We start from the raw sequence: 25,360 nt of genomic DNA, 5'->3' as shown, positions 1-25,360 counted from the left end.
TGGGTGGGATCGATGCAGTGGGACGCGCGTCCATAGCATGGGAACAAAGTTGCGTAAGCGATTTTCCCTCGATGTGCGCGATGACGGCCATGATCGAAAAGTCGAAATCGCCCCTTGACCTTCCAGTTACTGGAAGCACTACCTCCTCACCCAGACAGATATAAGGCATTTTTCGATGGCGCATTCCGAGCATCACCACCACGCGCACGCGGCCGATGGCAACTGCTGTACGGCAAAGGCTGCTGAGCCGGCCGCCGAAGCCGTGGTGCGCGATCCGGTCTGCGGCATGAGCGTCGATCCGGCCGCGGGCAAGCCGACGGCCGAGCATGGCGGCCGTCTCTTTCACTTCTGCAGCGAGGGTTGCCGTACGAAATTCGTCGCCGGGCCCGAAAAATACCTGACCGCCACCGACCCCGTCTGTGGCATGAGTGTCGACCGCGCTACCGCCAGGCATTTTTTCCGCCACGAAGGCCAGGGTTTCTATTTCTGCTCGGCCGGCTGCCGGGCGAAGTTCGAGGCCGAGCCGCAAAACTATCTCGGCGACAGGCCGACGCCGTCGCCGGTGCGGAAAGGCACGCAATACACCTGCCCGATGCATCCCGAAGTGATAAGAGACAAGCCCGGCTCCTGCCCGTTCTGCGGCATGGCGCTTGAGCCGATGGGCGTTCCCACTGGCGATGAGGGCCCGAACCCCGAACTGGTAGACTTCACCAGACGGTTCTGGGTCAGTGCGATGCTGTCCGTGCCGCTGCTGATCGTTGCCATGGCGCCGATGCTCGGCCTGACGTTCCAGGCGTTTGTCGACGAGCGCACGATGGTCTGGCTGGAATTGGCGCTGGCCAGCCCGGTGGTGCTGTGGGCGGCCTTCCCCTTCTTCCACCGCGGCTGGGAGTCGCTGGTCAACCGCAGCCCCAACATGTGGACGCTGATTTCGCTGGGTGTGGGTGCGGCCTACCTCTACAGCGTCGTCGCCGCACTGTTTCCGGACATCTTTCCGCATCAGTTCCGTGGCCATGGCGGCACCGTCCCGGTCTATTTCGAGGCAGCTTCCGTCATCGTCGCGCTGGTATTCCTCGGTCAGGTGCTCGAATTGCGGGCGCGCGAAAAGACCGGCTCGGCCATCCGTGCGCTGCTCGACCTGGCGCCGAAGACGGCACGGCTGATCGGGGAGGACGGCTCCGACACCGACGTGCCGCTCGATGCGGTCAAGACCGGCGACCACCTGCGCCTCCGTCCAGGCGACGCCGTGCCGGTCGACGGCATCGTAACGGAAGGCCGTTCCTCCATCGACGAATCGATGATCTCGGGCGAGCCGCTGCCGGTCGAAAAAACGAAAGGCGATGCCTTGACCGGCGGCACGCTCAACAAGAACGGTTCGCTGATCATGCGCGCCGAAAAGGTCGGCTCCGAAACGACGCTTTCGCGCATCGTCGAGCTGGTCGCAAAGGCGCAGCGTTCGCGCGCGCCGATTCAAGGTTTAGCCGATCGCGTCTCCTTCTACTTCGTGCCGGCCGTCGTGCTGGTCGCGCTCATGGCCTTTGCCGCCTGGGCGATCTTCGGTCCCGAACCCAGCTTGATCTTTGCCATCGTCTCGGCGGTCTCGGTGCTGATCATCGCCTGCCCCTGCGCGCTCGGCCTGGCGACGCCGATGTCGATCATGACTGCCACCGGGCGCGGGGCGCACGCGGGCGTGCTGATCAAGGACGCGGCCGCGCTCGAGCGCTTCGCTTCGGTCGACACGTTGATCGTCGACAAGACCGGCACCTTGACCGAAGGCAAGCCTCGCTTGACCGATGTCGTCGCTGCCGAAGGCCTGTCCGAGAATGAATTGCTGGCGCTCGCCGCCGGCCTGGAAAAAGGCTCGGAGCATCCGCTGGCCGAGGCCATTGTCGGCGGCGCCGGCGAACGCGGCCTGACGCTCGTTGAGGCCGGCGGCTTCGACGCCGTCACCGGCAAGGGCGTATCCGGCACGGTGTCTGGCAGGAAGGTTTCGCTCGGCAACGCCGCCATGATGGCCGATGTCGGCATCGACACCGCTTCCCTGTCGGCCAGGGCCGAGGCGCTGCAGGCAGAAGGCAAGACGGCGATGTTCGTTGCGGTGGACAAAAAACTGGCCGGCATTGTCGCGGTCGCCGATCCGGTCAAGGCAACGACAGCCGAGGCGATCAGGGCGCTGCACGACAGAGGCTTGCGGATCATCATGGCGACCGGCGACAATGAATGCACGGCGCGCGCCATCGCCAAAAGCCTTGGCATTGACGAGGTGCGCGCCGGCCTGCTGCCGGAACAAAAGGCAGCCCTTGTCGAGGAGTTGCGTGCGAAAGGTGCCGGCGTAGCCATGGCCGGCGACGGCGTCAACGATGCGCCGGCCCTGGCCAGCGCCGATGTCGGCATCGCCATGGGCACCGGCGCCGATGTCGCTGTCGAGAGCGCCGGCATTACGTTGGTCAAGGGCGATCTCAACGGCATCGTCAGGGCCCGAACGCTCGCCCAGGGGACGATCCGCAACATCCGCCAGAATCTGTTTTTCGCCTTCCTCTACAATGTGCTTGGCGTGCCGGTTGCCGCCGGCGTGCTCTATCCGCTCACCGGCACGCTTTTGTCGCCGATGCTGGCGGCGGCGGCCATGAGCCTGTCTTCGGTTTCGGTCATCGCCAACGCATTGCGGCTGCGGACGTTGAAACTCTGAGCAAAGCCCCCAGATACGAATATCAATCAACAGGAGATCATGGATGACCTTGGCTAAGAAGATCGTGCTTTTGATGATGGCGGCGGGAATGCTGCTTGCCGTTTTCCTCGAAAGCGTCCCGGCGCAATCCGAAGAGATGAAACACGACATGGGCGCGATGGGCGCGCAAGGTCCTTCGACCGACGGCTACAAGGCGGCGATGGACAAGATGCACACCGACATGATGATCGAATATTCCGGCAATGCCGATGTCGACTTCGTGCGCGGCATGATCCCGCATCATCGGGGCGCGATCGACATGGCCAAGGTGGAACTCGCCAACGGCAAGGATCCCGAAATCCGCAAGCTGGCCGAAGATGTCATCGCCGCGCAGGAAGCGGAGATCACCAAGATGCAGGCCTGGCTCGCCGCCCATCCGGTCAAATAGCGCAGCAACGACTGCGGAGAAGAATGCGGGATCTATTCTGGATTTCTCCCTGTGCTTGTGATGCCATGCGCATTGACCGCCATACGAGGAGCCTCCATGCCCACGACCATAAGAACCACCACGTTGCCTTCGGGCGAGGCCGTCCAGGTGCTGGGACAGGGCACATGGAAGATGGGCGAGGATTCCCGCCGCCGCGCCGGGGAGGTCAATGCCCTGAAGCTCGGGCTGGACCTCGGCATGACGTTGATCGACACCGCTGAAATGTATGCCAGCGGCGGCGCCGAGGAGGTGGTGGCGGAAGCCATTGCCGGGCGCCGCGACAAACTCTTTCTCGTCTCCAAGGTATTGCCGTCCAATGCCTCGCGCGCCGGCGTGGCGCGGGCCTGCGAAAACAGCTTGAAGCGCCTGCGCACCGACCGCATCGATCTCTATCTCCTGCATTGGCCGGGCAGTGTGCCTCTAGGCGAAACGGTCGAGGCTTTCGAGGCGTTGAAGAAGGCCGGCAAGATCCGTCACTGGGGCGTCAGCAATTTCGACACCGACGAAATGGAGGAGCTGACCGGCCTGTCGTCTGGAGATCATGTCCAGACCAACCAGGTACTCTACAATCTGTCGCGGCGCGGCCCCGAATTCGATCTCGCGCCATGGAGCCGGCAGCGCGGCATCCCGCTGATGGCCTATTCGCCGGTCGAGCAGGGCGCGCTGGCGCGCAATTCCAGGCTGGAAACCATCGCCGCCCGCCACAACGCAACGCCGGCACAGATCGCCCTGGCCTGGGTGATGGCGCAGCCCGGTGTCATCGCCATCCCGAAGGCGAGCAGCCAGGAGCACGTCCGCCAGAATGTTGCCGCGCTCGACATCGAGCTGGAGGCTGAGGATTTCGTCGAACTCGACCGCGCCTTTCCACCGCCGACGCGCAAGCGCGGCCTGGAGATGATCTAGATTGGAACGGATTTCGACCGGGTATAATCATACGGCGTATAGAGTCGGAGCCATGACGGTCACGTCGCTGCGCGACGGTTACGTCGACATGCCAATCAGGCGGCTGCGCCAGCCCGGAGACCGGACATTCGGTGACAACCTGCCCTCGCATGTACCGCTCGTCGACGGTGCGCTCAGGCTGTCGGTCAACGCCTTCGCCATCGATGACGGCGACGACATCACGCTGATCGACACAGGGGCTTCGAACGCCTGGCACCCGACAATGGGGCACCTGCCCGAGGCGCTGCGCGAGGCGAAGATCGCCACCGAGCGGATTCGGACTGTTGCTTTCACCCACACCCATCTCGACCATATACACGGGCTCATCCTTGCCGATGGTGGCGACGGCTTCCCGCAGCTCTCTCGGCTGCTTGTCCCGCGCGCTGAGCTCGGCATGTTTCGCGACGTGGCGAGGCTGGAACGCTTCCACGATCGCGCCCAGCCTCTCGATGCTGGACAGCGCGTCAGCGCTGACATCGATACGATCGGCTCCGCTGGCCATGAAGCCGGCCACACTTGCTTTCGCGTTGTGAGCGCAGGCGAAACACTGTTGATCTGGGGCGACATCGTACATGTGCCGTCGCTTCAATTCGATCGACCCGAGATCACGTGGGAATTCGACGCAGACCAGCAGCAGGCGAGGGCAAGCCGGTTGCAAATGCTGGCGCTTGCGGCCAACAACGACTGCTACGTCGCCGGCGCGCATCTTGATTCGCCCGGCGTCGGCCGGGTTTTTCGAACCGAGACGGCTTTCCGCTTCGAGCCCTTGTAGCACTCTAGCCGAGCGCCGCCCACGCCCGTCGCAACGCGCGCGAAAACACTACGGTGTCGTCGAAGGCGCGCGCCAGCGTGAGCGCGCCCTGGATGGCGCCGACCGTTTCTTCGGCGAGTTCGTCCGCCCTGGCAGCGCTGTGCCCGCTTCGGGTCAGCGCTTCGGCAAGATGCGCCACCCAGCGGCCGAAATAGCTTTTGATCGCAATGGCGAAGAGGTCGCGGGATTCGTCCAGCGCGAAGGCGCCGATCAGGCACACCCGGCGTCCCGAGCGGAAATAGCTGTCGGTCGCTTCGAACATCCGATCGATGCCCGTGCGAGGGTAGGCCCTGTCCTGCAACGGCACGAAGACATTCTCCTCGAACCAGCCATCTATATGGGCAATGACAGCCGCCGCCATCTCTTCCTTGCCGCCGGGGAAGAAGTGGTAAAGGCTGCCTTTGCCTAGGCCGGTCGCCGCACCGATCCGCGCCAGGCTCGCCCCTTCATAGCCGTGTTCGCGGAAAACCTCGCCGATGATGGAGAGCAAATCGGCGCGATCGGGCGCGATCCTGCGCATGCGCTAGTTTTTCCGCTTGAGCATGATCTTTGCCGAAAACCGCGACACAGCTCTAGGGATCATATTCTAAAATCCGAGTTCGGACAGGCCGGGATGGTCGTCCGGCCGGCGGCCGAGCGGCCAGTGATATTTGCGCTCACCCTCGGCGATCGGCAGGTCGTTGATGCTGGCGACGCGCCTACGCATCAGCCCGGCCGCGTCGAATTCCCAATTCTCATTGCCGTAGGAGCGGAACCAGTGGCCACTGTCGTCGCGCCATTCATAGGCAAAGCGCACCGCGATGCGGTTGTCGTTCCAGGTCCAGACCTCCTTGATCAGGCGGTAGTCGAGCTCGCGAGCCCATTTGCGCGTGAGGAAGGAGACGATCTCATTTCTGCCCGAGACGAACTCGGCGCGGTTGCGCCAGGTGCTGTCCTGCGTATAGGCGAGCGAAACCCGTTCGGGATCGCGGCTGTTCCAGGCGTCTTCGGCAAGCCGAGCCTTCTGCGCGGCGGTCTCGGCGGTGAAGGGCGGCAGCGGCGGACGGCTCATGTCATTCTCCCATCGGCAAAGGCGATGGCGAGCATTGTACCAATCGGTACAATTGGTCAAGGCCGAAATCGGGCTAGGTTTTCCCCGCCAGCCCCTTCAGCCGGTAGAGCGCTTCCAGCGCCTCGCGCGGCGTCATCTCGTCTGGATTGATCTCACCCAGCGCTGCGCCCAATGCGTCGCTCTCCGCAGGCTTTGCCGCTTCCCGCTTCATTGCCACCGAAAACAGCGGCAGATCGTCGACCAGTCGGTTGGCCTTGCCGGAGACATCGCCTTCCTCGAGCTGATGCAGCACCTCTTTGGCGCGGCCGACCACCGCTTCCGGCAGACCGGCAAGGCGAGCGACCTGAACGCCATAGGAGCGATCGGCGGCACCCTTGCCGACCTCGTGCAGGAAGACGACGTCGCCTTCCCACTCCTTGACCCGCATCGTGACATTGTGCAGTCGCGGCAGCTTGCCGGAGAGTGCCGTCATTTCGTGGAAATGAGTGGCGAAGATCGCCCGGCAGCGGTTCTTCTCGTGCAGATACTCGACCGCCGCCCAGGCGATCGACAGGCCATCGAAGGTGGCGGTGCCGCGGCCGATTTCGTCGAGGATCACCAGCGCCCGCTCACCGGCCTGGTTGAGGATCGCGGCCGTCTCTACCATCTCGACCATAAAGGTGGAGCGGCCACGCGCCAGATCGTCCGAGGCGCCGACGCGCGAGAACAGCCTGTCGACGACGCCGATATGGGCCGATGTCGCCGGCACGAAGGAGCCGGTCTGGGCAAGGATGGCGATCAGTGCGTTTTGCCGCAGGAAGGTCGACTTACCGCCCATATTCGGACCGGTGAGCAGCCAGATGGCGCCGGCCTTGGCACCGTCTTGCGGCGACAGATCGCAATCATTGGCGACGAACGGCCCTTCGCCCGAACGGCGAAGCGCCTGTTCGACCACCGGATGGCGTCCGCCCGAGATGTCGAAGGCGAGGCTGGAATCGACCAGCGGCCGGCACCAGGCTTCGCTCTCCGACAACAGCGCGAGCGCCGCCGACACGTCGAGTACGGCGAGCGCATCGGCGCCGGCGCGGATCTTCTGCGCCTCGCCGACCGCCTCAGCCGTCAGCGTATCGAAAGCGGCAAGCTCGATGCTCAGCGCCCGGTCAGCGGCATTGGCGATTTTGGTCTCGAGTTCGGCAAGTTCCGTCGTGGTGAAACGCATGGCATTGGCCATGGTCTGGCGGTGGATGAAGCGTGCCTTGGCGCCATCGCTGCCGGTCATGATCGAATGATGGTTGGCGGTCACCTCGATGTAATAGCCCAGCACATTGTTGTGGCGGATCTTCAGCGAGCGGATGCCAGTCTCCTCGATCAGCGAGCGCTCCAGCCCGGCGATCACCTTGCGAGACTCATCGCGCAGCGCCCGCATCTCGTCGAGCTCGGCATGGTAGCCGCCGCGCACGAAGCCGCCGTCGCGCCTCAGCAGCGGCAGTTCCTCGCCAAGAGCCTGGGTCAGATGCCCGGCCAGCGCGCGCGGCAGCGCCTTTATCGCGGCAAGTGCCGCTGTCAGCTCCGCGGGCAGGACGGCCGTTCCGAACAGTTCGGCAATGGTGGCCGCCGCTTCGAAGCCGGCACGCAGCGCGCCGAGATCGCGCGGGCCGCCGCGGTTGAGCGCCAGCCGCGACAGCGCCCGCGGCATGTCGGCGACGCTCTTCAGGCCTGACCGCACCGCCTGGCAAAGCTGCGTCTCCGCACGGAAGAACGACACAGAATCGAGCCTGGCGCCGATCGCCGCCGGGTCAGTCAGCGGCGCCATCAGCCGGTCGGCGAGCAGCCTGGCGCCGCCGCCGGTGACCGTGCGGTCTATAGCCTTGAACAGCGAGCCGTCGCGGCTGCCCGACAGCGTGCGCAACAGTTCCAGATTGCCGCGTGTCGCAGGATCGATGAACAGCGTCGAGCCCTGCTCCTCGCGTTCGGGACGCGACAAAGGCGGCCGCTCGGCCTTCTGCGTCTTTTCGACATAGGCGATGGCGCCCGAGATCGCCGACAATTCGGCGCGCGAGAAGGCGCCGAAACTGTCCGGCGTCGCCACTTCGAAGAAACGCGCGATCCGCCCCGCTGCCGAAGCCGAATCGAAAAGCGACGGCGGCTGCGGGCTGGCAACGCGGCCGATGACGTCGAACACCGGCTTCAACTCGGGATCGTAAAACACCGGCTCGGCGACGATCAGCTCGCGCGGGTCGACGCGGAAGACATCGGCCAGCAGGCGGTCGGTCGTGGTTTCGGCGACGCGGAAGACGCCGGTCGAGATCTCGATCCAGGCCAGGGCGAAGGCGTCACCGCTGTTGCCGCCCTTCACCCGCCCTAGCGCCATCAGGAAGCTCGATTCCGACGGCGCCAGCAATTTGTCCTCGGTGATGGTGCCGGGCGTCACCAGGCGCACCACGTCACGGCGTACGACCGATTTGCCGCCGCGCTTCCTGGCTTCCGCCGGGTCCTCGATCTGCTCGCAGACGGCAACGCGAAAACCTTGGCCGATCAGCTTTTGCAGATAGTCGTCGGCCGCATGCACCGGCACGCCGCACATCGGAATGTCGTTACCCTGGTGCTTGCCGCGCTTGGTCAGGACGATGCCCAGCGCCTTGCTCGCCTTTTCGGCGTCGTCGAAGAACAGCTCGTAAAAATCGCCCATGCGGTAGAACAGCAGAGAATCCGGGTTCGCCGCCTTGATCTCGATAAACTGCTCCATCATCGGCGTGACGCTGCCGACGGGCGCAGACGGTGTCACCTCTGGGGCGTCGGTTTCTGCTGAAGTGTGCATGTTCATGCCCGCACGCTAGCAGATGTGGGTGCGGGGTTTAATGCAGGCGGCTCGAAAAGCAGGGGACGACCGGCCTCGACGGCGGCTTGTGCTCCCTCTATGCCGGGTGAAGCCGTTGGTTGCATCGGGCGACAACCAGACCCTATGATCGCCATGGCGGGGATAAGCGGCATGGATCAGGACAAACAGGAGGCGTTCGAAGAGCTGGTCGGTCCGGCTGGATCGGCGCTTGAGCGCCTGCTGCTGTTGGCGGCGCGGCGCGTCCACCGCACCAAAAGCAAGCTTAGGGGGACAGTGCGCAAGCGCGTCCCCTTCCTCCTGCCGACACGGGGACCGCTGTCCGATCTCGATAGCGGCATCGAGATGTCGCTGCATGTGCTCAGCCGCGACCCGCTGGTGCTCTATGTCCCGATTGGCGGAGCCCGTCCGCTCTATCCGCTGGCGGCCCTTGGCCGGCGCCTGGCGGGACGGCGCGTCACCTTCCTGACGATGCAGACCTGGACCATGGAGCGGCCGGCTGTCATCGCCCGGATGGGCCGCGATCTCGCCTGGTATGCCGGCCGGTTTCCGCTGCACGAAATCATCTTCCTGTGCAACACCGAGGAAGAGCGCCGTCTCGTCGCGGCTGCGGGCGGCAATGCCATCTTCTCCAACCACAATCTGATGGTGTCGGAGGATATATTCCGGCCGCTGCCGGACGTGCCGGTCGAATTCGACGCGGTCTACAATGGCCGCATCTCGCCGATCAAACGTCATCACCTGGCCTTCGACATAGAGCGGCTGGCCCACATCACCTATTCGATCGGCGAATTGCCGCCGGTTGCCGCCCTCGCCTTTGTTCGGCGACTGCAGGCGCGTTCGCCGCTCCACCAGATCGCCAATCCGCTCGTCGACGGCTGGCCGGGCAAGCTGACGGCGCAACAGGTCAACCACGTCTACAACCAGGCCGCCGTCGGGCTGTGCCTGTCGGCCGTGGAAGGAGCGATGTACTCCTCGATGGAATATCTGATGGCCGGCCTGCCGATCGTCAGTACGCCGAGCCTTGGCGGTCGCGACGTCTATTTCGATCCGGATTATTGCATCGTCGCCGATCCGGAACCGGCTGCCATTCGCCGCGCCGTCGATACGCTGCGAGATCGTGCCATACCGCGTCAGCAGATCCGCCGCCGCACGCTGGAGAAGGTTCACGCCCAGCGCATCGAACTCATGGCGTTCCTGACTGCATTGCTGCGGCGCAAGGGAAGCCGTGCGCCACCCATCGAGACGTGGCCTTTCCCCGGCACAGACGGCATGATGCGGCGGGGAACGGTGCGCGAAATCGCTGCCTTCGTCAGCGAGCCAGAGCCGACGTGACGCCGTTCGACTTCGGGAGATTCGCTGCGGGCGTGAAGATCGCTTGGCGATTTACAGCGGTGGCGTGTAGCCTTGATCCAGAAGTTTCAAAAGCACGCACCCGTCTCAAGGGGGCGACACCGGCGAGGAAATCAAAAGCATCATGGCCAAGAAAACCGAAAATAGCGGCCCCTCCGTCAGCGCCGAGGAGGCGCTGGAATTCCACGCCATGGGCCGCCCCGGCAAGCTGGAGATCGTCGCCACCAAGCCGATGGCGACGCAGCGCGATCTGAGCCTCGCCTATTCGCCGGGTGTCGCGGTTCCCGTGCTGGCCATTGCCGAAGACCCCAGCCGCGCTTTCGACTACACGACGCGCGGCAACATGGTCGCCGTCATCTCCAACGGCACCGCCATTCTCGGCCTCGGCAATCTCGGCGCGTTGGCCTCCAAGCCGGTGATGGAAGGCAAGGCGGTGCTGTTCAAGCGCTTCGCCGATGTCGATTCCATCGACCTCGAGGTCGACACCGAGGATGCCGACGAATTCATCAACTGCGTGCGCTTTCTCGGGCCGTCCTTCGGCGGCATCAACCTGGAAGACATCAAGGCGCCGGAATGCTTCATCATCGAGCAGCGGCTGCGCGAACTAATGGACATCCCGGTCTTCCACGACGACCAGCACGGCACCGCCATCATCTCGGCCGCCGGGCTGATCAATGCGCTGGAGATCACCGGCCGCGACATGAAGACCACGAAAATGGTCTGCAACGGCGCCGGCGCCGCCGGCATTGCCTGCATCGAACTGATGAAGGCGATGGGTTTCGCCCCGGAAAACATCATCTTGTGCGACACCAAGGGTGTCGTCTACCAGGGCCGCACCGAAGGCATGAACCAGTGGAAGTCGGCGCATGCGGTCAAGACCGACTCGCGCAGCCTGGCCGAGGCGCTCGATGGCGCCGACGTCTTTCTCGGCCTGTCGGCCAAGGGCGCGTTGACCACCAGGATGGTGCAGTCGATGGCCAAGAACCCGATCATCTTCGCCATGGCCAATCCCGATCCGGAGATCACACCGGAGGAAGTGGCCGAGATCCGCACCGATGCCATTATGGCCACCGGGCGTTCCGACTATCCGAACCAGGTCAACAATGTGCTGGGCTTTCCCTACATCTTCCGCGGTGCGCTGGATGTCAGGGCCACCACCATCAATGACGACATGAAGATCGCCGCAGCGAGAGCGCTGGCCGACCTGGCGCGCAAGGACGTGCCCGACGATGTCGCCGCCGCCTATCAGGGCAACCGGCCGAAATTCGGCCCGAACTACATCATCCCGGTGCCGTTCGATCCGCGCCTGATTTCGGCCATCCCGCTCGCGGTGGCCAAGGCGGCGATGGAGTCGGGCGTCGCCCGCAAGCCTATCCTCGACCTCGACCGCTACGCGCAGGAGCTGTCGGCCCGCCGCGACCCGATCGCTTCGACCTTGCAGCGCATCTACGATCGCGTCCGCCGCCAGCCCAAGCGCATCGTCTTTGCCGAGGGCGAGGAAGAACAGGTGATGCGCGCCGCCGTCTCCTATGTGAACCAGAAGCTCGGCACCGCGATCCTGCTCGGCCGCGACGATGTAATCAAGGAAAACGCCAGGCACGCCGGCATCGACCTGAACAAGCAAGGCATCGAGATCATCAATGCCAGGCTTTCGCGCCGCAACGGCATCTACACCGATTATCTCTACGAGCGCATGCAGCGCAAAGGCTTCCTGTTCCGCGACTGCCAGCGGCTGATCAACAACGACCGCAACCATTTCGCTGCCTGCATGGTGGCGCTGGGCGATGCCGACGGCATCGTCACCGGCGTCACCCGCAACTATTCCACGGCGCTTGACGATATCCGCCGCGTCATCGACGCCAAGCCCGGACACCGCGTCATCGGCGTCTCCATCGTGCTCGCGCGGGGCAAAACAGTCCTCGTCGCCGATACCGCCGTGCACGACATGCCCAATGCCGAACAGATCGCCGACATCGCCGAAGAGGCGGCGGGATTTGCCCGCCGCATGGGCTACGAGCCGAGGCTCGCCATGCTTGCCTATTCGACCTTCGGCCACCCGCAGGGCGAACGCTCCGAGCGGGTGCAGGAAGCGGTGCGTATCCTCGACAAGCGCCGCGTCGATTTCGAATATGACGGCGAGATGGCCGCCGACGTTGCGTTGAACGCCCGTGCCATGGCGCAGTATCCGTTCATCCGGCTGACCGGCCCGGCCAACGTGCTGATCATGCCGGCGTTCCACTCGGCCTCGATCTCGACCAAGATGCTGCAGGAACTCGGCGGCTCCACCGTCATCGGCCCGCTGCTGGTCGGCTTGAACAAACCGGTCCAGATCGTCTCGCTCAACGCCAAGGATTCGGACATCGTCAACATGGCTGCGATCGCGGCCTATAGCGCGGGAGCCTGATTGGCGGCAAAATCGCCAACGCATAAGAGATTGATAATATTCGGCTGCTATAGGGAACGTTCTCGCCCCCTATGGCCTTATGGCATTGGCGGCGCGCTCAGACCGCCAAAACGGGGGTGCGGCCATGAAGCATGACACGGCATCTGTGGTCGGCCAGGGGGTCTATCACGACGAGCGCCTGGATGCGCTGCTGAGCATCACCGGCCGCATGGACGGTTATCTCTACCGTTGCCGCAACGATGCGTCCTACACCATGCTCTACATCAGCGACGGCATTTTAACCGTCAGCGGTTATCGGCCGAGCGACTTCATTCAAAATGCCGTGCGCGACTATGTCTCGGCGATCCACCCGGATGATCTCGCTGCGGTCTATGCCGCCGTCGATACCGCGCTCGAGGCGCGCTGCAACTGGAACGTCGACTACCGCATCGTGCCACAGGTCGGCGAGCCGCTCTGGGTGCGCGAGATCGGAGGCGGGGTCTGGGATGGTGCCGGCGAACTCGAATTCCTCGAAGGTTTCGTCGTCGACATTAGCGACCGTAAGGTAGTCGAGGATCTCAATGCCGAACTGCTGCTCGAACTCAAGGCCGCCAATGAGGAACTCTCCGTACAAAAGCGCGAGATCGAGCTGGCCAAGCAGCAGAGCGATCATTCGGCCAACCACGATGCATTGACCGGCCTGCCCAACCGGCGCGCCTTTCACAACGAGCTGAGGTCGGTGATCGACCGCTGCGACAGCACCGGCCAGGCGGCCGGCCTGCTGTTCATCGACCTCGATAGGTTCAAGAAGGTCAACGACACGCTCGGCCACGAGGCCGGCGACGCGCTGCTGCAGGAGGTGGCGGGTCAGCTTCGCACCATCCTGCGCAGCGCTGATTTCGTGGCGCGGCTCGGTGGAGACGAGTTCGCATTCCTGTTTTCAGGAGAGGCTAGCCGGGCCCGACAGAAGGCCGTGGGCGTCGCCGAACGTATCCTGGAAAAGCTGCGGATCAAGGTGCCGACGCCGAATGGAGCCATCCATGTTGGTTGCACCGTTGGCGTCGCCATCTACCCGGCGGAAGCGTCCGATTCGGAGGCGCTGATAACGCTCGCCGACCGACTGATGTACATCGGCAAAAAGAGCGGCCGCAACCGGCTGGTCACCGCCGGGGCTTTGGAACCCGGGCCTACGTCCGACGACCTTCGCCGCACCGCCTGAGCGGAGCGCCGGACAGCCTGATCCGGCGGGAACCCCTCATCTGGCTCGGCGCTGCGCGCCGAAAGACGGCCCTACAGCAACCCCGCCAATTGGGCCGCGCTGCGCAGGTTTTGCCGCGGCCGTGGCCCGAGCTGCTGGATCACCAGCCCGGCGGCCAGCGAGCCGAGATCGCCGCAATCCTTCAGGCTGCGCCCCGAGGTGTAGCCGTAGAGGAAACCGGCGGCATAGAGGTCGCCGGCGCCGGTGGTGTCGACCAGTTCGCGGATCGTCGTCGCCTGAATGGTGACGGTCTCGTCGCCGCGCACGATCACTGAGCCTTTTTCGGAGCGGGTGACGGCGGCAATCTTGCAGTCTTTGCGGATAGCCGCCAGCGCCTCGTCGAAGGATTTTGTCTGGTAGAGCGACTTGATCTCGTGGCTGTTGGCAAAGACAATGTCGACAGTGCCCGAGCGCATCAGCTCGAGGAACTCGTCCCGGTAGCGGTCGACGCAGAACGAATCCGACAACGTCATCGACACTTCGCGCCCGGCCTCGTGTGCGAGCTTCGCCGTCTGCCGGATCGCCTCCTTGGCGCGCGGCGGATCCCACAGATAGCCCTCGAAATAGGTAACCTTGGCGCCGGATGCCTTGTCGGCCTCGACGTCTTCCGGGCCGAGTTCGACGCAGGCGCCGAGATAGGTGTTCATCGAACGCTCGCCATCGGGGGTGACGAATATCATCGAGCGCGCCGTCGGCGGCTGTCCCTCAAGCGGCCTGGTGTCGAAGGCAACGCCCTGGGCATGGATGTCATGGGCGTAGATTTCGCCGAGCGGATCGTTCGACACCTTGCCGAAGAAGGCGGCGCGGCCGCCGAAGCTGGCGACGCCCGCCGCCGTGTTGCCGGCGCTGCCGCCCGAGGCCTCGATCGCCGGCCCCATGCGGCTGTAGAGCAGCTCGGCGCGCTTGGTGTCGATGAGGTTCATCGCACCCTTGATGATGCCGTTGGTCTCGAGAAAAGCGTCGTCGCACTGGGCGATGATGTCGACAATGGCATTGCCGATGCAAAGCACGTCAAAATCCGGCATCAATGTCTCCGCCTTGGAACCTGCCGGCTTTCTGCCGCGCCCGGGCGGGTCTACAGCATCACCCCGAAAAATGGCAACCGATTTCCACCCTTTGCCGCCCAGGCCGGCGCGCGCGCCTGGGACGAGGCTCCATCACAGTTCGACCGTGGCCGAAGCATCTGACCGCCGGGTCGCCTACAAGCTTGGCCTCAGATCAAGCGCTGGAAGCACCCTGCATGCAAGCAAAGACCGACATGGCCACCGAACTGGCGCTGCTTGGCGTGCTGGCCGCCCTGTGGGGCGCGTCCTATACCTTCATCAAGATCGGTGTCGAGACGATCCCGCCGATAACCTTCATCGCTGCTCGCACCCTGATCGCCGGCGCCATCCTGCTCGCGCTGATCCGCTGGCGCGGCCTTTCCATGCCCAAGGACGGCGCGACCTTGTGGCGGTTCATGGTCCAGGCCTGCCTCAACAGCGTCGTGCCGTTCACGCTGATCGCCGCCGCCGAGCGCTCCATCGACGCCGGTCTGGCCACCATTCTGAACGCGACCTCGCCGATCTTCACCTTCCTGCTGACCGCGCTTATCATCCGCCACGAATCCGTGACCGCACGCAAGCTGTTCGGTGTCGGTGCCGGCATTGCCGGCATTTGCCTGATCGTCGGCACCCAGGCGCTTGGCGGGCTCGGCCATCAATTGTGGGCGCAACTTGCCGTCATTGCCGCCACGGTCTGCTATGCCGGCGCCGCCATCTTTGGCCGCGGCTTTAGGGGACTCGACCCGATGCTGCCGGCCGCCGGCTCGATGCTGTGCGGCGCAGTCATCCTCGTCCCCTTGAGCCTGGCCTTCGACCGCCCGTGGACCCTGTCGCCTTCAATGGCGTCGATACTGGCCTTGTTGGCATTGTCGGTGTTCTCCACGGCGCTGGCCTTCTGCATCTTTTTCCGCCTCATCCACACGCTTGGTTCGGTCGGCACGACGTCGCAGGCCTATCTGCGCGTGCCGATCGGCGTCGGAATCGGCGTCGTGTTCCTCGGCGAGAGCCTTGGGCCGACAGCTTTCTGGGGCATGGGCTGCGTCGTCGCCGGCGTTGCGGCGATGACCATCCCCGCCCGCTCCCGGGCGCTGGCGCGCTAGATCATGATGAGATTTGGTTGAAATCTCATCATGATCTAACCCTTTGTTGGAGCATGATCTTGTCCAAAAACCGGTACCCACTTTTTGGGATCATCCTCTAGTTCCCGTCCGGAATTGCGCCCGCTCCGGCAGGCTTGCGGCTGACAGGGTCTCCGCCTATGTCGGAGATATCCGTTTGTTCCTGGGGGTGAAACGCCGTGATCTCCAACGCTGCCCGCGCCGCCTTCAGCCGGCTGTTTTCTCCCGAATTCCGCGCGGTTTTCCTGAAGACGCTGGGCTTGACCGTCCTGGCGCTGGTCGCCTTGTGGTTCGTCTTGACCGGGCTTGTCGATTGGCTGGCCCTGCCATGGGTTCACTCCTTGCTGCCCGGCCTGCCGTCCTGGGCCGGATGGCTGAGCGGCATCATCGCTGCCATCGCGCTTGCCTTCGGGATGGCGCTGCTGATCGCGCCGGTGACGGCAATCGTGGCCGGCCTGTTTCTCGACGACATCGCCGAAGTGGTCGAGCGCACCGACTATCCGGCCGATCCCGTCGGACGCGCCATGCCGGCGCTGCGCTCGCTCGTGTTGTCGGTGAAATTCTTCGGCGTCGTCATCCTGGGCAACATCGTCGCCTTGCTCCTTCTGTTGGTTCCAGGCGTCAACATCGCCGCCTTCTTCATCGTCAACGGCTATCTGCTCGGACGTGAATTCTTCGAATTCGCCGCCATGCGCTTCCGCCCGGAAGATGAGGCGAGGGCGTTGCGCCGGAAATATGCCGGCACCGTCTTTCTGGCCGGGCTGCTCATCGCTGCCTTCCTCGCCGTGCCCCTGCTCAACCTGCTGACGCCGCTCTTTGCCGCCGCCATGATGGTGCATCTGCACAAGGCGGTCGGCGCGCGGGAGAGCGCCGGGCGATAGGCCTATCAACGCAGAAGAAAACCGCGTCCCAATTCGTCATCCGGCTCGACGGTGAATTCCGCCCGGCCCGAATAGTAGGCGCGGCCGCCGACGCGGGCGATGATCGCATCATGCGGGCCGGCCATGGTCGTGCGCGCCACCGCTCCGGAAAAGCGCGAGCCGGCGATGCTTTCGAAGGACCGCTCCTGACCAGGGTTGATTTCACCCTTGGCATGCATTGCCGCCAGCCGCGCGGTGACGCCGGAGCCGGTCGGCGAGCGGTCGACCTCGGCATCGGCAAAGACGCAGATGTTTTTCGTTGCCTCGCTGGAGAACGCATCTCGTCCATCGGTGAGGATGGTGCCGTAGAGGAAAGCGAGATCGGCATGGTCGGGATGCGATAGAGGGAACTCCGCCTTCAGCCGCTCGGTCAGCGCGGTTGCCGCGTCGACGAAATCGCGCACCCGGCTGCGGCCGAACTCCAGGCCGAATTGATGGCAGTCGGCCAGCGCGTAGAAGGCGCCGCCATAGGCGATGTCGAACGCAATCTTGCCGTATCCCGCCAATTCGATTTGTTGGTCATGGGCAAACAGAAAGGCCGGCACGCTTTCGAACGACACGGATCCCGCTTTGCCGTCCTTGACCTCCACCGAAGCGACGACCAAGCCGCACGGCGCCTCGATGTTGACCATGGTGATTGGCTCCTGTTTCGCCACCAGTCCTTCGTCGACGGCGTAGCGGCCAAGCGCGATGATGGCGTGGCCGCACATGGTGGAATAACCCTCATTGTGCATGAACAGCACGGCCAGGTCGGCGCCGGGCAGGTCGGGCTCCACCAGCAGCGCGCCATACATGTCGTAGTGGCCGCGCGGCTCGAAGATCAGCAGCTTGCGCAAATGGTCGAGGTGGTCGCGCACATAGGCGCGCTTTTCCAGGATCGTGCCTTTGGGAATGTCTGGATAGCCGTCGGTGACGATCCTGAGCGGCTCGCCGCCGGTGTGCATGTCGACGACGGTGAGCGTCATGCGCCGGGACCCCTAGCCTGAGGATTTGGAAAACAGCGCCTGCAATTTGCCGAACGGCATGGCGGCGCGGGTGAAGCCGAACGTGCCGTCCTGCTGGATCTCTCGCGCCGCGGTTTCCAGCATGCCGAAGGCGAAATTGGTCAGCCACGGCCCAAGCGAGATGCGCTTGACCCCGGCCATGGCGAGGTCGGCGATGGTGAAGGCCGGGAGTGCCATGACATTGACCGGCCTGCTCACTGCCGAGCAGACGTTCCGGATGGTCTCGACATCTTTGAGGCCCGGCGCATAGAGCACGTCGGCGCCGGCCTTTTCGAAGGCCTGCAGCCGCTTGATCGTGTCGTCGAGATCCGGTTTGCCCCAAAGGAAATTCTCGGCCCGCGCGGTGAAGACGAAATCATGCTTGAGCGCCCGTGCGGCTTCAGCAGCAGCTGCAACGCGCTCGACGGCGTGTGAAAACTCATAGATGGGCTTGTCGGGATCGCCGGTATGGTCCTCGATCGAGCAGCCGGCGAGACCTGCCGCTTCGGCCGCAAAAACCGTCTCGGCGGCACTCGTCGCGCTGTCGCCCTTGCCTTTCTCGAGATCGGCCGACACCGGCAGGCTGGTTGCCGCCGTCAGCTCGCGGCAATGGTGGATCATCGCCTCGAAGGTCACTGCGCCATCGGGCAGGCCGCGCGAGAAGGCAAAACCGGCGCTGGTGGTCGCCAGCGCCTTGAAACCGAAGGACGCCAGGAGCTTGGTCGTGCCAACATCCCAGGGGTTGGGCATGACGAAGGTCGAGGCGTGCAGGTCGCGAAAGATCTTGCCCTTGTCCATGAGTGCTCCCTTCAGATGCGAAATGCCGGCAGATTCTATCGTGCAGCAATGCACCGAGCAAACGAATGCGGTTGGCTCAGAAGCGTTTGGCGTTCTCTCCTGCCAATCTGTCCAGCGCATCGGAATCGTTGACATAGTGCAACGTTTTTTTGTCCCAATGATAGGTGACGGAAATTGCGTGGGCTTCAGGCTTGGGCGGCTGGTCGTCGCAGCTCTCGCCGTTGAGCACCGTGGCGTCGGTCACCGTCACTTTGACCGCGGCATAAGGCTGTCCGTCAGCGATCGTCTGGAAAGCAACGTCCTGCTTCCGGCTGTAGGCGCACAGGTCCTCATCGAAGGTGAAGATCATGTCGATCAGTTGGAATTTGTCGTCGCGCACCATGATCAGCGGCGTGATTGCGTAGTTTTGGCTTGAATTGAAATGCGCGCTCATGGTGATCACGATGTCGTCGTTCGGCCCAACGGAAAGCTTGCCCGGTTCACGGAAATAGGTGCCGCGGTCGAGCGCGACATTGACGGCGTCGAGCAGCTTCGGCTTGTCTGTGATGTCGTAGAGCGCCAGCACGGCATAGCCTTCGGCGCTGTCGGGAGAGTCGCCGAGGTCGTAGAGCATCGCCAGCCGGTCCTTGCCCCCGGCCTTGATGGCGAGCACGCCGGCGTTGGAGAGGCCCGATGTCTCAGGCGGCGAACCGCCGCCATCCGGTCCCTCGATGTGGCGCATCTCGATCGGCAATCCACCCCGGTAGAAACCGTTGCTGTTACCTGCGAGGCCGGGAATGACCATCCTTGCGAGGTCCAGATAGGTCACATCCATGTGGCCGGGGATGGCGCTGCCGAATTCCGGGAAGCTGACGGCTTGCGCGCCGGCTGCGGTCCAAAGCCACGGCAGCAGCACAAGCGCTAGAGCAATTTCAGGAAAAGTGTGTGCGGTTTTCCGGCCGAAATTGCGACAAAACAAAAAGATAGAGCGGTTCGCCGTTTCCATGAAACGGTGAAACGCTTTAGGATGGAGCGAAGCAGGTTCGTTGGCATGGGCGCCTCAGGCTGGCCGCGCGGAACCTAACACAGCTTCAGTGGATCGGCACCAGCCCGGCAAGTTCGCGCATGTCGTCGAACAGGACGCCGCCGGCGCTGGCCAGGCCATCGCGGTCGGAATAGGGATCGCCATGATAGGAATAGACACGCATGCCGGCGGCAATGCCGGCCTGCGTGCCGGCAACGCTGTCCTCGATGACGATGCAGTCGGCGGGCACAAAGCCCATGGTCTTTGCCGCATGCAGGAACAGGTCCGGGAACGGCTTGCCGCGGCTGACCATGGTCGAAGAGAACATGCCATGCTCGAACAGCGGCAGCAGCCCGGTCTGGCCGAGCGTGATGTGCATCTTCGAGATACGCGCGGAAGTGGCGACGCAATAGGGAATGCCGGCCGCGCGAACCGCCTCGATGAAGTCGCGCACATAGGGGATCGCCTCGACGCCATGCGCAAACAGATCGGGCAGGCCGGCATTCCAGCGATCGACGAAATCGGCGCCGAGCCGCACCGTGGTCGTCTCTTCGATTTCCTTCTGCACCGAAGCCATGCTGCGGCCGGAAAAATATTTGCGGCAATATTCGAATGTGGTGGGATAACCGGCGGCAACAAACCACTCGGCAAGCCGCCGGTTGGCAAGGTTCTCGGTGTCGACCAGGATGCCGTCGCAGTCGAAGATGACCAGTTTCGGTATGCTCATTTCAGGCGGTGCCGGTCGATCCGAACCCGCCCGCGCCGCGCGTCGTGGCGCCGGCCAGCGAGCGCTCCTCAACCGTCACCTGCGTCACCGCGGCAAAGACGATCTGGGCAATGCGCATGCCGCGCGTCACCGCGAAATCCTCGTCGCCAAGGTTGATCAGCAGCACCTTGACCTCGCCGCGATAGTCGCTGTCGACCGTGCCCGGTGAATTGAGGACGGTCAGCCCATGCTTGAAGGCAAGGCCGGAGCGCGGCCGCACCTGGCCTTCCATTCCTTCGGGAATTTCCAGGATCAGACCGGTCGGCACCAAGGCGCGCTTGCCAGGCAGGATCAGCAGCGGCCGGTCTTCCGGCACCGCGGCGCGCAGATCCATGCCGGCGGCGCCGGTGCTTTCATAGGCGGGAAGGGGAAGTCCATCTCCATGCGGCAACCTGACGAAGCCGACAGTGGGACCAATGACGGAGGAATTTTGGAAGGCTGCGCGCATAAAATCGATCCTATCGGCGCGAACGGCGATTCGGTCAACTCGTCCGCAGGCCTATCAACGGCTTTCTTTCAGGCGTCAGTGTGACCTAGCGCAATTCCATCGGAACGACGGTCGTCTCCTTGATCTCCTCCATGACGAAGGAGGCCGAAACGTCCGACAGCGCCACCTTGGCGATCAGCCGCTGATAGAGCCGGTCATAGGCCTTCATGTCAGCGACGCGGGCGCGCAGCACGTAGTCGAGATCGCCGGACATGCGATAGACCCCGGTGATCTCGGGAAAACCGGTCACCGCCGCACGGAACTTCTGCAGCCAGTCCGGGTCATGATTGGAGGTGCGGATCAGGATGAACACCGAAAGTCCGAGCCCGAGCTTGTCGGCATCGACCAGCGCCACCCGTCCGGTGATGACGCCGTCCTCTTCCAGCCGCTTGACCCGGCGCCAGCAGGCGTTGCGCGACAGCGACACTTTTTCGGAGAGCTGATCGACCGATAGTGTGCCGTCGCGTTGCAGCTCGGCCAGCAATCTTCGGTCGATTTCATCAAATTCAAGCGCCATGTGGGATGAATGTCCCGAACCACGGCGTTAGACAAGGACAAATTGAGACCGATGAACCTTTACCCTGTGGCAGGATACCCACATCGGGGCTTATCCCGGCAGGAGGGATCACCATGACGACGCTGTTTTCGAAGCTGTTCACCTCTCACCCGGCCAAGGTGGGCGAGACCTATTTCAGCCATATGGCCTTTGCCGCCTGGTTCTGCTCGCGCCTCCTGATGGCCGCTGGTGCGGCACTCGTTCACGCTTTCTTGCCGTTTCTCTTCGAAACTACGGCAAGCCGAATCGTTCGCGAACTCTACGAGCGGACGCACAACAGAGGCTCGCACGCGGTCAAGGAGCCCCAGGCTCTCTTGGATCGCGCCTAGGATTGGTTAGAAGCCATGTGCCGATGGGCGGCCTATCTGGGTGAAGCGGTCTTCCTCGAAGACGTCGTCACCGCACCTTGCCACTCGCTGATCGCCCAGAGCCATTGCGCCCAGGAAGCCAAGTCGCCGACCAATGGCGACGGTTTCGGCCTTGCCTGGTATGGCGACCGGCCCGAGCCCGGCCTCTACCGCGACATCCTGCCGGCCTGGTCGGATCCCAATCTGAAAAGCCTATGCCGGCAGATCAAATCCGGCCTGTTCCTCGCCCATGTCAGGGCGTCGACCGGCGGCGCCACCAGCCGCATGAACTGCCATCCCTTCATCTCCGGCAACTGGTCGTTCATGCACAACGGCCAGATCGGCGGCTTCGAAAAGATCCGCCGCGCGCTGGAGAACTCGCTCTCTGACGCCGTCTTCGACCAGCGCGAGGGCACCACCGATTCCGAATTGTTTTTCCTGCTGATGATCGACGAGGGTCTTGCTGGCGACCCGCAAGGGGCAGTATCGCGCGCCACCGCTCGGGTTCTGGAGGCGTCACGCCACGCCGGTCTCGAACCGGCCTTGAAACTCACTGCGGCCCTTTCGGATGGGCGCGCGCTCTATGCCGTGCGCTACGCAAGCGATGCCCACGCACCGACCCTGTACACGTCGCTCCGCAACGGCGGTCGTTGCATCGTGTCCGAACCCTTCGACCGCGAAGGCGGCGACTGGCAGGCGATCCCGCCGGCGAGTTTTGTCACGATCACTGGCGATGGGATGAGCATTCGGCCGTTCGTGCCGGCTGTGGCAAGGCTGGCACTGGTCGTCTAGGCCCTAGTCTAAGCCGCATTCCTTCGCGCCCCCCTCTGTCCTGCCGGACATCTCCCCCACGAGGGGGGAGATTGGAGGTCACGGCGGCCTTCGCCAATTTTCAACGCAGGAAAAGGGGCGCCGAAGCCAAAGCTGCCAATCTTCCCCCAAAGTGGGGGAGATGTCCGGCAGGACAGAGGGGGGCGCCGTAGAGCGCCAACCTCTACCGACCGGCAAGCGCAATTTTGATCAAGCGCCGATGATCTCCGAATGCTGAACTTGGTTTTAAACCGCGATACGTTTGGCAGCAGCCGGAGCAATCATGGACCTCGCCTTTTCCTCGACCATCGATCTCGCCGCCGCAATCGCGGCGCGAAAGATCTCCGCCGTCGAAGCTCTGGACGCCCATCTGACCCAAATCGACCGACACAGCGAGGCGGTCAACGCGGTCGTCAATCTCGATCGGGAAGGCGCCCGCGAGCGCGCGAAACAAGCCGACGCGGTGCAGGCGCGCGGCGATGCGCTCGGACCGCTGCATGGCGTGCCTTTCACGTTGAAGGACATGCACCAAACCGCTGATATGAAGACCACGGTTGGTTTCGCACCATTCGCCGACTATGTGGCAAAGGCAGACAGCCCGGTCGTCGCCCGATTGAAAGCCGCAGGCGGCATCCTGATTGGAAAGACCAATGTCGCGACGATGCTGGGCGACTGGCAATCGGACAATCCGCTGTTCGGTCGCACCAGCAATCCGTGGAACCGATCGCGCACGTCAGGCGGGTCCAGCGGTGGCGCAGCGGCAGCGGTGGCGACCGGCATGACGCCGTTCGATGTCGGCACCGACATGCAGGATTCGATCCGCCTGCCGTCGGCTTTTTGCGGCGTCTACGGGTTGAAACCGACCGAGCACCGCGTGTCCCTGGCCGGCGCCTTCCCCGATCCGAACGGCGCGGCGCGTAGCGTGCGGCTGATGTCCTGCCTCGGCCCGCTGGCGCGCAGCGTGGAGGATCTTGCGCTGATCTACAAAATCATCGCCGGCCCGGACGGAGCAGACACCGACCTCGCGCCGGTGCCCGTAGAGGCCATGCCCAGGCTCGACCTCAAGACATTGCGCATCGCCGTCGCGCCGTCCTTCCCCGGCTTTCCGGTGGCTGGTAAAATCGCTGCCGCGGTCGAAAGCCTGGCCAAGCGGTTGCAATCAGCAGGGGTGATTGTGGAAGAAGCGAACTTGCCTGAGATCGATCTGCATGACGATCTGGAGCAGGGCGGCGATCTGATCGGCATGATGCTGGAGGCAGCGCAGCCCGAACCGCCGGAGCAGCCAACGCCGATCACCAATTGGTTCGAGGCGCTCGCTCGCCGCGACCGCTCGATCCTGGCCTGGGACAGGTTCTTCGAAACCTGCGATGCCTTGCTGTGCCCGGTCGCCATGACCACGGCCTTCGCGCATTGTGAGCCCGGCACGCCGATCGAAGTCGACGGCAAGGAGCAAAGCTATTGGATGCTACCGGCCTATGGCGCGGTCTTCAATTATTCCGGCCATCCGGCACTCTCGCTGCCCTGCGGGCAAGACCGCGACGGCCTGCCTATCGGCCTGCAACTGGTCGGCAAGCGCTGGTCGGAATCGCGGCTGCTCGGCATCGCCAAGGCGATCGAAGCGCTGACCGGCGGCTTCAAGCGTCCGCCGGGCTACTGAGCAAACCGACCCAACCCATAAGGCGTCAGCAGCGGATCACGCTCGCCGTCGAGAATTTCGCGCGTGGCGAACAGCCCGACCGCGGGCGCCAGCGTTATGCCGGAATGCATGACGGCGACATAGAGACCTTCCGTGCCCTCGGCGCGGCCGATGATCGGAAAGCCGTCGATCGGCGTCGGCCGGTAGCCAACCGTGTGGAAATCGAATTCCAATTCGTCGGCGCCGCGCAAAGCCGCCTTCATTGCTGCAAACAGCTCGCGCGCCGTGGCGTCGGGATTCTCACCGGGATCGCTCCCCGCGAAATCCGAGCCGGCGATGATGCGGCCCTCCGCCGTCTGGCGCATATGCAGCTTTTCGGCATGCACCAGCCCGTTGAGGAGCTTCTTGTAGGGCTGCGAGTGGACGATCAGACCGGGCGGCGTCTCGATTGGCAGCTTGATGCCGGCGGTAGCGGCAATATCGGGCGCCCCGACACCGGCTGCGATCACCACCTCTTCGGCTGGCATCAGCCCATGCGATGTATCGACACCGGCAATCCTGCCATCGGTCTGGACAAGTGCGGTTACAGAACTGGAGAGAACGCGCGCACCTTGCCGTTCTGCGTGGGCCAGCAGCGCCTTGGCCGCTGCGACCGGTTCGGCCACGCCTTCCTCCGCGACATAGACAGCGAATTCCGGCGGCTCGACGAGATTGGGCTCGATTTGCGCTGCCCGCCCGGCGTCGACGCGTTCGATGCCGTAACCCCAGCAAGCGTGCTCAGCCGCGTAGGCTTCGAGCCTGTCGGCCGGCAGATCCCAGCACAGCCCGCCGCACCAGGCGAGCGGCAGGCCGGGCAGCTCGTTTGCCAGCCGCTTCCATTCGGCCATCGCACGGATGCGCAGCCGGAAATAGATTTCGGGATTGCCCCAGCTGGCGTTGATCCAGGCAAAGGAGTTTGGCGTGGCGACGCCGCCGGCACCACTATCGGAAATCACAGTCACCCGCGCCCCGGCCTTGGTCAGGTGCCAGGCTATGGACGCCCCGATAATGCCGGCGCCAATGACGATGACTTCTTTAGCGCTGCTCATACCGGACCTCTCAGAATGGGCTCCTCTGATGCCACCG

General features: G+C 63.9%; 23 protein-coding genes. 12 read left to right on the top strand and 11 right to left on the bottom strand.

The window, feature by feature from the left end; genetic code table 11:
* Positions 1–175 precede the first annotated feature (175 nt).
* The 4 genes from NKK50_RS12020 (at position 176) to NKK50_RS12005 (ending at position 4,869) form a co-directional block, all read left to right on the top strand.
* A complete protein-coding gene (locus tag NKK50_RS12020; RefSeq protein ID WP_352543466.1) occupies positions 176–2,689 on the top strand; it encodes a heavy metal translocating P-type ATPase in 2,514 nt (837 codons plus the stop codon).
* Between the two features lie 43 nt (positions 2,690–2,732).
* Positions 2,733–3,116, top strand: a complete 384-nt coding sequence (gene copM, locus NKK50_RS12015; protein ID WP_023823806.1) for a CopM family metallochaperone — start codon at positions 2,733–2,735, stop codon at positions 3,114–3,116.
* Positions 3,117–3,212: 96 nt separating this feature from the next.
* Positions 3,213–4,058, top strand: coding sequence for an aldo/keto reductase (locus tag NKK50_RS12010; RefSeq protein WP_023672864.1), 846 nt, complete (start codon positions 3,213–3,215; stop codon positions 4,056–4,058).
* 52 nt (positions 4,059–4,110) lie between these two features.
* A complete protein-coding gene (locus tag NKK50_RS12005) occupies positions 4,111–4,869 on the top strand; it encodes an MBL fold metallo-hydrolase (RefSeq protein ID WP_245260269.1) in 759 nt (252 codons plus the stop codon).
* Between the two features lie 4 nt (positions 4,870–4,873).
* Here NKK50_RS12005 and NKK50_RS12000 read toward each other — a convergent pair whose 3' ends face one another.
* The 3 genes from NKK50_RS12000 to mutS form a co-directional block, all read right to left on the bottom strand.
* On the bottom strand, positions 4,874–5,428 hold the full coding sequence (locus NKK50_RS12000) for a TetR/AcrR family transcriptional regulator (protein WP_352543465.1): 555 nt from the start codon (positions 5,426–5,428) through the stop codon (positions 4,874–4,876).
* A 66-nt stretch (positions 5,429–5,494) separates the two neighbouring features.
* Positions 5,495–5,959 carry a nuclear transport factor 2 family protein gene (locus NKK50_RS11995; protein WP_023685130.1) on the bottom strand — a complete coding sequence of 155 codons (465 nt, stop codon included), beginning with the start codon at positions 5,957–5,959 and terminating at the stop codon, positions 5,495–5,497.
* Positions 5,960–6,032: 73 nt separating this feature from the next.
* Entirely contained in the window at positions 6,033–8,762 is a 2,730-nt protein-coding gene (mutS, locus tag NKK50_RS11990; RefSeq protein WP_352543464.1) for a DNA mismatch repair protein MutS, read from the bottom strand.
* 165 nt (positions 8,763–8,927) lie between these two features.
* Between mutS and NKK50_RS11985 the strand changes: the two genes are divergently transcribed.
* The 3 genes from NKK50_RS11985 (at position 8,928) to NKK50_RS11975 (ending at position 13,729) form a co-directional block, all read left to right on the top strand.
* Entirely contained in the window at positions 8,928–10,109 is a 1,182-nt protein-coding gene (locus NKK50_RS11985) for a glycosyltransferase family protein (RefSeq protein WP_032997472.1), read from the top strand.
* A 142-nt stretch (positions 10,110–10,251) separates the two neighbouring features.
* Complete coding sequence (locus tag NKK50_RS11980; protein ID WP_352543463.1) at positions 10,252–12,531, top strand: NADP-dependent malic enzyme; 2,280 nt, start codon at positions 10,252–10,254, stop codon at positions 12,529–12,531.
* Between the two features lie 124 nt (positions 12,532–12,655).
* Positions 12,656–13,729: a sensor domain-containing diguanylate cyclase gene (locus NKK50_RS11975; protein WP_023732507.1), complete on the top strand. Its 1,074-nt coding sequence runs from the start codon at positions 12,656–12,658 to the stop codon at positions 13,727–13,729.
* 71 nt (positions 13,730–13,800) lie between these two features.
* Here the strand turns inward: NKK50_RS11975 and NKK50_RS11970 are convergent, their stop codons facing one another.
* Complete coding sequence (locus NKK50_RS11970) at positions 13,801–14,793, bottom strand: adenosine kinase (RefSeq protein ID WP_023692653.1); 993 nt, start codon at positions 14,791–14,793, stop codon at positions 13,801–13,803.
* A gap of 215 nt (positions 14,794–15,008) precedes the next feature.
* Here NKK50_RS11970 and NKK50_RS11965 point away from each other — a divergent pair, with 215 nt between their 5' ends.
* Both NKK50_RS11965 and NKK50_RS11960 read left to right on the top strand, forming a co-directional pair.
* Positions 15,009–15,911, top strand: coding sequence for a DMT family transporter (locus NKK50_RS11965; protein WP_023725829.1), 903 nt, complete (start codon positions 15,009–15,011; stop codon positions 15,909–15,911).
* 197 nt (positions 15,912–16,108) lie between these two features.
* Positions 16,109–16,810 (top strand): sulfate transporter family protein, encoded by a 702-nt coding sequence (locus NKK50_RS11960; protein ID WP_023672874.1) that lies wholly within the window; start codon positions 16,109–16,111, stop codon positions 16,808–16,810.
* Between the two features lie 5 nt (positions 16,811–16,815).
* On the opposite strand, the gene NKK50_RS11955 is transcribed toward NKK50_RS11960, so the two are convergent.
* The 6 genes from NKK50_RS11955 to NKK50_RS11930 form a co-directional block, all read right to left on the bottom strand.
* On the bottom strand, positions 16,816–17,814 hold the full coding sequence (locus NKK50_RS11955) for a proline racemase family protein (protein WP_023725827.1): 999 nt from the start codon (positions 17,812–17,814) through the stop codon (positions 16,816–16,818).
* 12 nt (positions 17,815–17,826) lie between these two features.
* Complete coding sequence (locus NKK50_RS11950) at positions 17,827–18,630, bottom strand: isocitrate lyase/PEP mutase family protein (RefSeq protein WP_023672876.1); 804 nt, start codon at positions 18,628–18,630, stop codon at positions 17,827–17,829.
* Between the two features lie 76 nt (positions 18,631–18,706).
* Positions 18,707–19,525, bottom strand: coding sequence for a hypothetical protein (locus NKK50_RS11945; protein ID WP_352543462.1), 819 nt, complete (start codon positions 19,523–19,525; stop codon positions 18,707–18,709).
* Positions 19,526–19,700: 175 nt separating this feature from the next.
* Positions 19,701–20,360, bottom strand: a complete 660-nt coding sequence (locus NKK50_RS11940) for an HAD family hydrolase (protein ID WP_023713561.1) — start codon at positions 20,358–20,360, stop codon at positions 19,701–19,703.
* A 1-nt stretch (position 20,361) separates the two neighbouring features.
* Positions 20,362–20,847 carry a dUTP diphosphatase gene (dut, locus tag NKK50_RS11935; protein WP_023672879.1) on the bottom strand — a complete coding sequence of 162 codons (486 nt, stop codon included), beginning with the start codon at positions 20,845–20,847 and terminating at the stop codon, positions 20,362–20,364.
* Between the two features lie 85 nt (positions 20,848–20,932).
* Positions 20,933–21,403 (bottom strand): Lrp/AsnC family transcriptional regulator, encoded by a 471-nt coding sequence (locus NKK50_RS11930; protein WP_023672880.1) that lies wholly within the window; start codon positions 21,401–21,403, stop codon positions 20,933–20,935.
* Positions 21,404–21,516: 113 nt separating this feature from the next.
* Here NKK50_RS11930 and NKK50_RS11925 point away from each other — a divergent pair, with 113 nt between their 5' ends.
* The 3 genes from NKK50_RS11925 to NKK50_RS11915 all read left to right on the top strand — a co-directional run bounded on the left by NKK50_RS11925 (position 21,517) and on the right by NKK50_RS11915 (position 24,256).
* Positions 21,517–21,771 carry a DUF6356 family protein gene (locus tag NKK50_RS11925; protein WP_023685117.1) on the top strand — a complete coding sequence of 85 codons (255 nt, stop codon included), beginning with the start codon at positions 21,517–21,519 and terminating at the stop codon, positions 21,769–21,771.
* 15 nt (positions 21,772–21,786) lie between these two features.
* Positions 21,787–22,581, top strand: coding sequence for a class II glutamine amidotransferase (locus tag NKK50_RS11920; protein WP_023685116.1), 795 nt, complete (start codon positions 21,787–21,789; stop codon positions 22,579–22,581).
* A gap of 301 nt (positions 22,582–22,882) precedes the next feature.
* Positions 22,883–24,256 (top strand): amidase, encoded by a 1,374-nt coding sequence (locus NKK50_RS11915; protein WP_023725823.1) that lies wholly within the window; start codon positions 22,883–22,885, stop codon positions 24,254–24,256.
* On the opposite strand, the gene NKK50_RS11910 is transcribed toward NKK50_RS11915, so the two are convergent.
* Complete coding sequence (locus tag NKK50_RS11910; RefSeq protein WP_023672884.1) at positions 24,250–25,323, bottom strand: NAD(P)/FAD-dependent oxidoreductase; 1,074 nt, start codon at positions 25,321–25,323, stop codon at positions 24,250–24,252. The two genes, NKK50_RS11915 and NKK50_RS11910, sit on opposite strands and share 7 nt — an antisense overlap.
* Positions 25,324–25,360 lie beyond the last annotated feature (37 nt).

Source organism: Mesorhizobium sp. M0001 (genome assembly GCF_040324255.1).
Classification (GTDB): Bacteria; Pseudomonadota; Alphaproteobacteria; order Rhizobiales; family Rhizobiaceae; genus Mesorhizobium.
Note: the sequence above shows the minus strand (reverse complement) of the source record. Positions and strands in the feature narration are given on the sequence as shown.

Bases quoted from the DNA above. Each gene is read 5' to 3' on its own strand.
- NKK50_RS11980 (WP_352543463.1), top strand. From the start codon at position 10,252: ATGGCCAAGAAAACCGAAAATAGCGGCCCCTCCGTCAGCGCCGAGGAG.
- NKK50_RS11910 (WP_023672884.1), bottom strand. From the start codon at position 25,323: ATGAGCAGCGCTAAAGAAGTCATCGTCATTGGCGCCGGCATTATCGGG.
- dut (WP_023672879.1), bottom strand. From the start codon at position 20,847: ATGCGCGCAGCCTTCCAAAATTCCTCCGTCATTGGTCCCACTGTCGGC.
- copM (WP_023823806.1), top strand. From the start codon at position 2,733: ATGACCTTGGCTAAGAAGATCGTGCTTTTGATGATGGCGGCGGGAATG.
- NKK50_RS11930 (WP_023672880.1), bottom strand. From the start codon at position 21,403: ATGGCGCTTGAATTTGATGAAATCGACCGAAGATTGCTGGCCGAGCTG.
- mutS (WP_352543464.1), bottom strand. From the start codon at position 8,762: ATGAACATGCACACTTCAGCAGAAACCGACGCCCCAGAGGTGACACCG.
- NKK50_RS12000 (WP_352543465.1), bottom strand. From the start codon at position 5,428: ATGCGCAGGATCGCGCCCGATCGCGCCGATTTGCTCTCCATCATCGGC.
- NKK50_RS11995 (WP_023685130.1), bottom strand. From the start codon at position 5,959: ATGAGCCGTCCGCCGCTGCCGCCCTTCACCGCCGAGACCGCCGCGCAG.
- NKK50_RS11970 (WP_023692653.1), bottom strand. From the start codon at position 14,793: ATGCCGGATTTTGACGTGCTTTGCATCGGCAATGCCATTGTCGACATC.
- NKK50_RS11955 (WP_023725827.1), bottom strand. From the start codon at position 17,814: ATGACGCTCACCGTCGTCGACATGCACACCGGCGGCGAGCCGCTCAGG.
- NKK50_RS12010 (WP_023672864.1), top strand. From the start codon at position 3,213: ATGCCCACGACCATAAGAACCACCACGTTGCCTTCGGGCGAGGCCGTC.
- NKK50_RS11920 (WP_023685116.1), top strand. From the start codon at position 21,787: ATGTGCCGATGGGCGGCCTATCTGGGTGAAGCGGTCTTCCTCGAAGAC.
- NKK50_RS11985 (WP_032997472.1), top strand. From the start codon at position 8,928: ATGGATCAGGACAAACAGGAGGCGTTCGAAGAGCTGGTCGGTCCGGCT.
- NKK50_RS11915 (WP_023725823.1), top strand. From the start codon at position 22,883: ATGGACCTCGCCTTTTCCTCGACCATCGATCTCGCCGCCGCAATCGCG.
- NKK50_RS11925 (WP_023685117.1), top strand. From the start codon at position 21,517: ATGACGACGCTGTTTTCGAAGCTGTTCACCTCTCACCCGGCCAAGGTG.
- NKK50_RS11975 (WP_023732507.1), top strand. From the start codon at position 12,656: ATGAAGCATGACACGGCATCTGTGGTCGGCCAGGGGGTCTATCACGAC.
- NKK50_RS11965 (WP_023725829.1), top strand. From the start codon at position 15,009: ATGCAAGCAAAGACCGACATGGCCACCGAACTGGCGCTGCTTGGCGTG.
- NKK50_RS11950 (WP_023672876.1), bottom strand. From the start codon at position 18,630: ATGGACAAGGGCAAGATCTTTCGCGACCTGCACGCCTCGACCTTCGTC.
- NKK50_RS12020 (WP_352543466.1), top strand. From the start codon at position 176: ATGGCGCATTCCGAGCATCACCACCACGCGCACGCGGCCGATGGCAAC.
- NKK50_RS11940 (WP_023713561.1), bottom strand. From the start codon at position 20,360: ATGAGCATACCGAAACTGGTCATCTTCGACTGCGACGGCATCCTGGTC.
- NKK50_RS12005 (WP_245260269.1), top strand. From the start codon at position 4,111: ATGACGGTCACGTCGCTGCGCGACGGTTACGTCGACATGCCAATCAGG.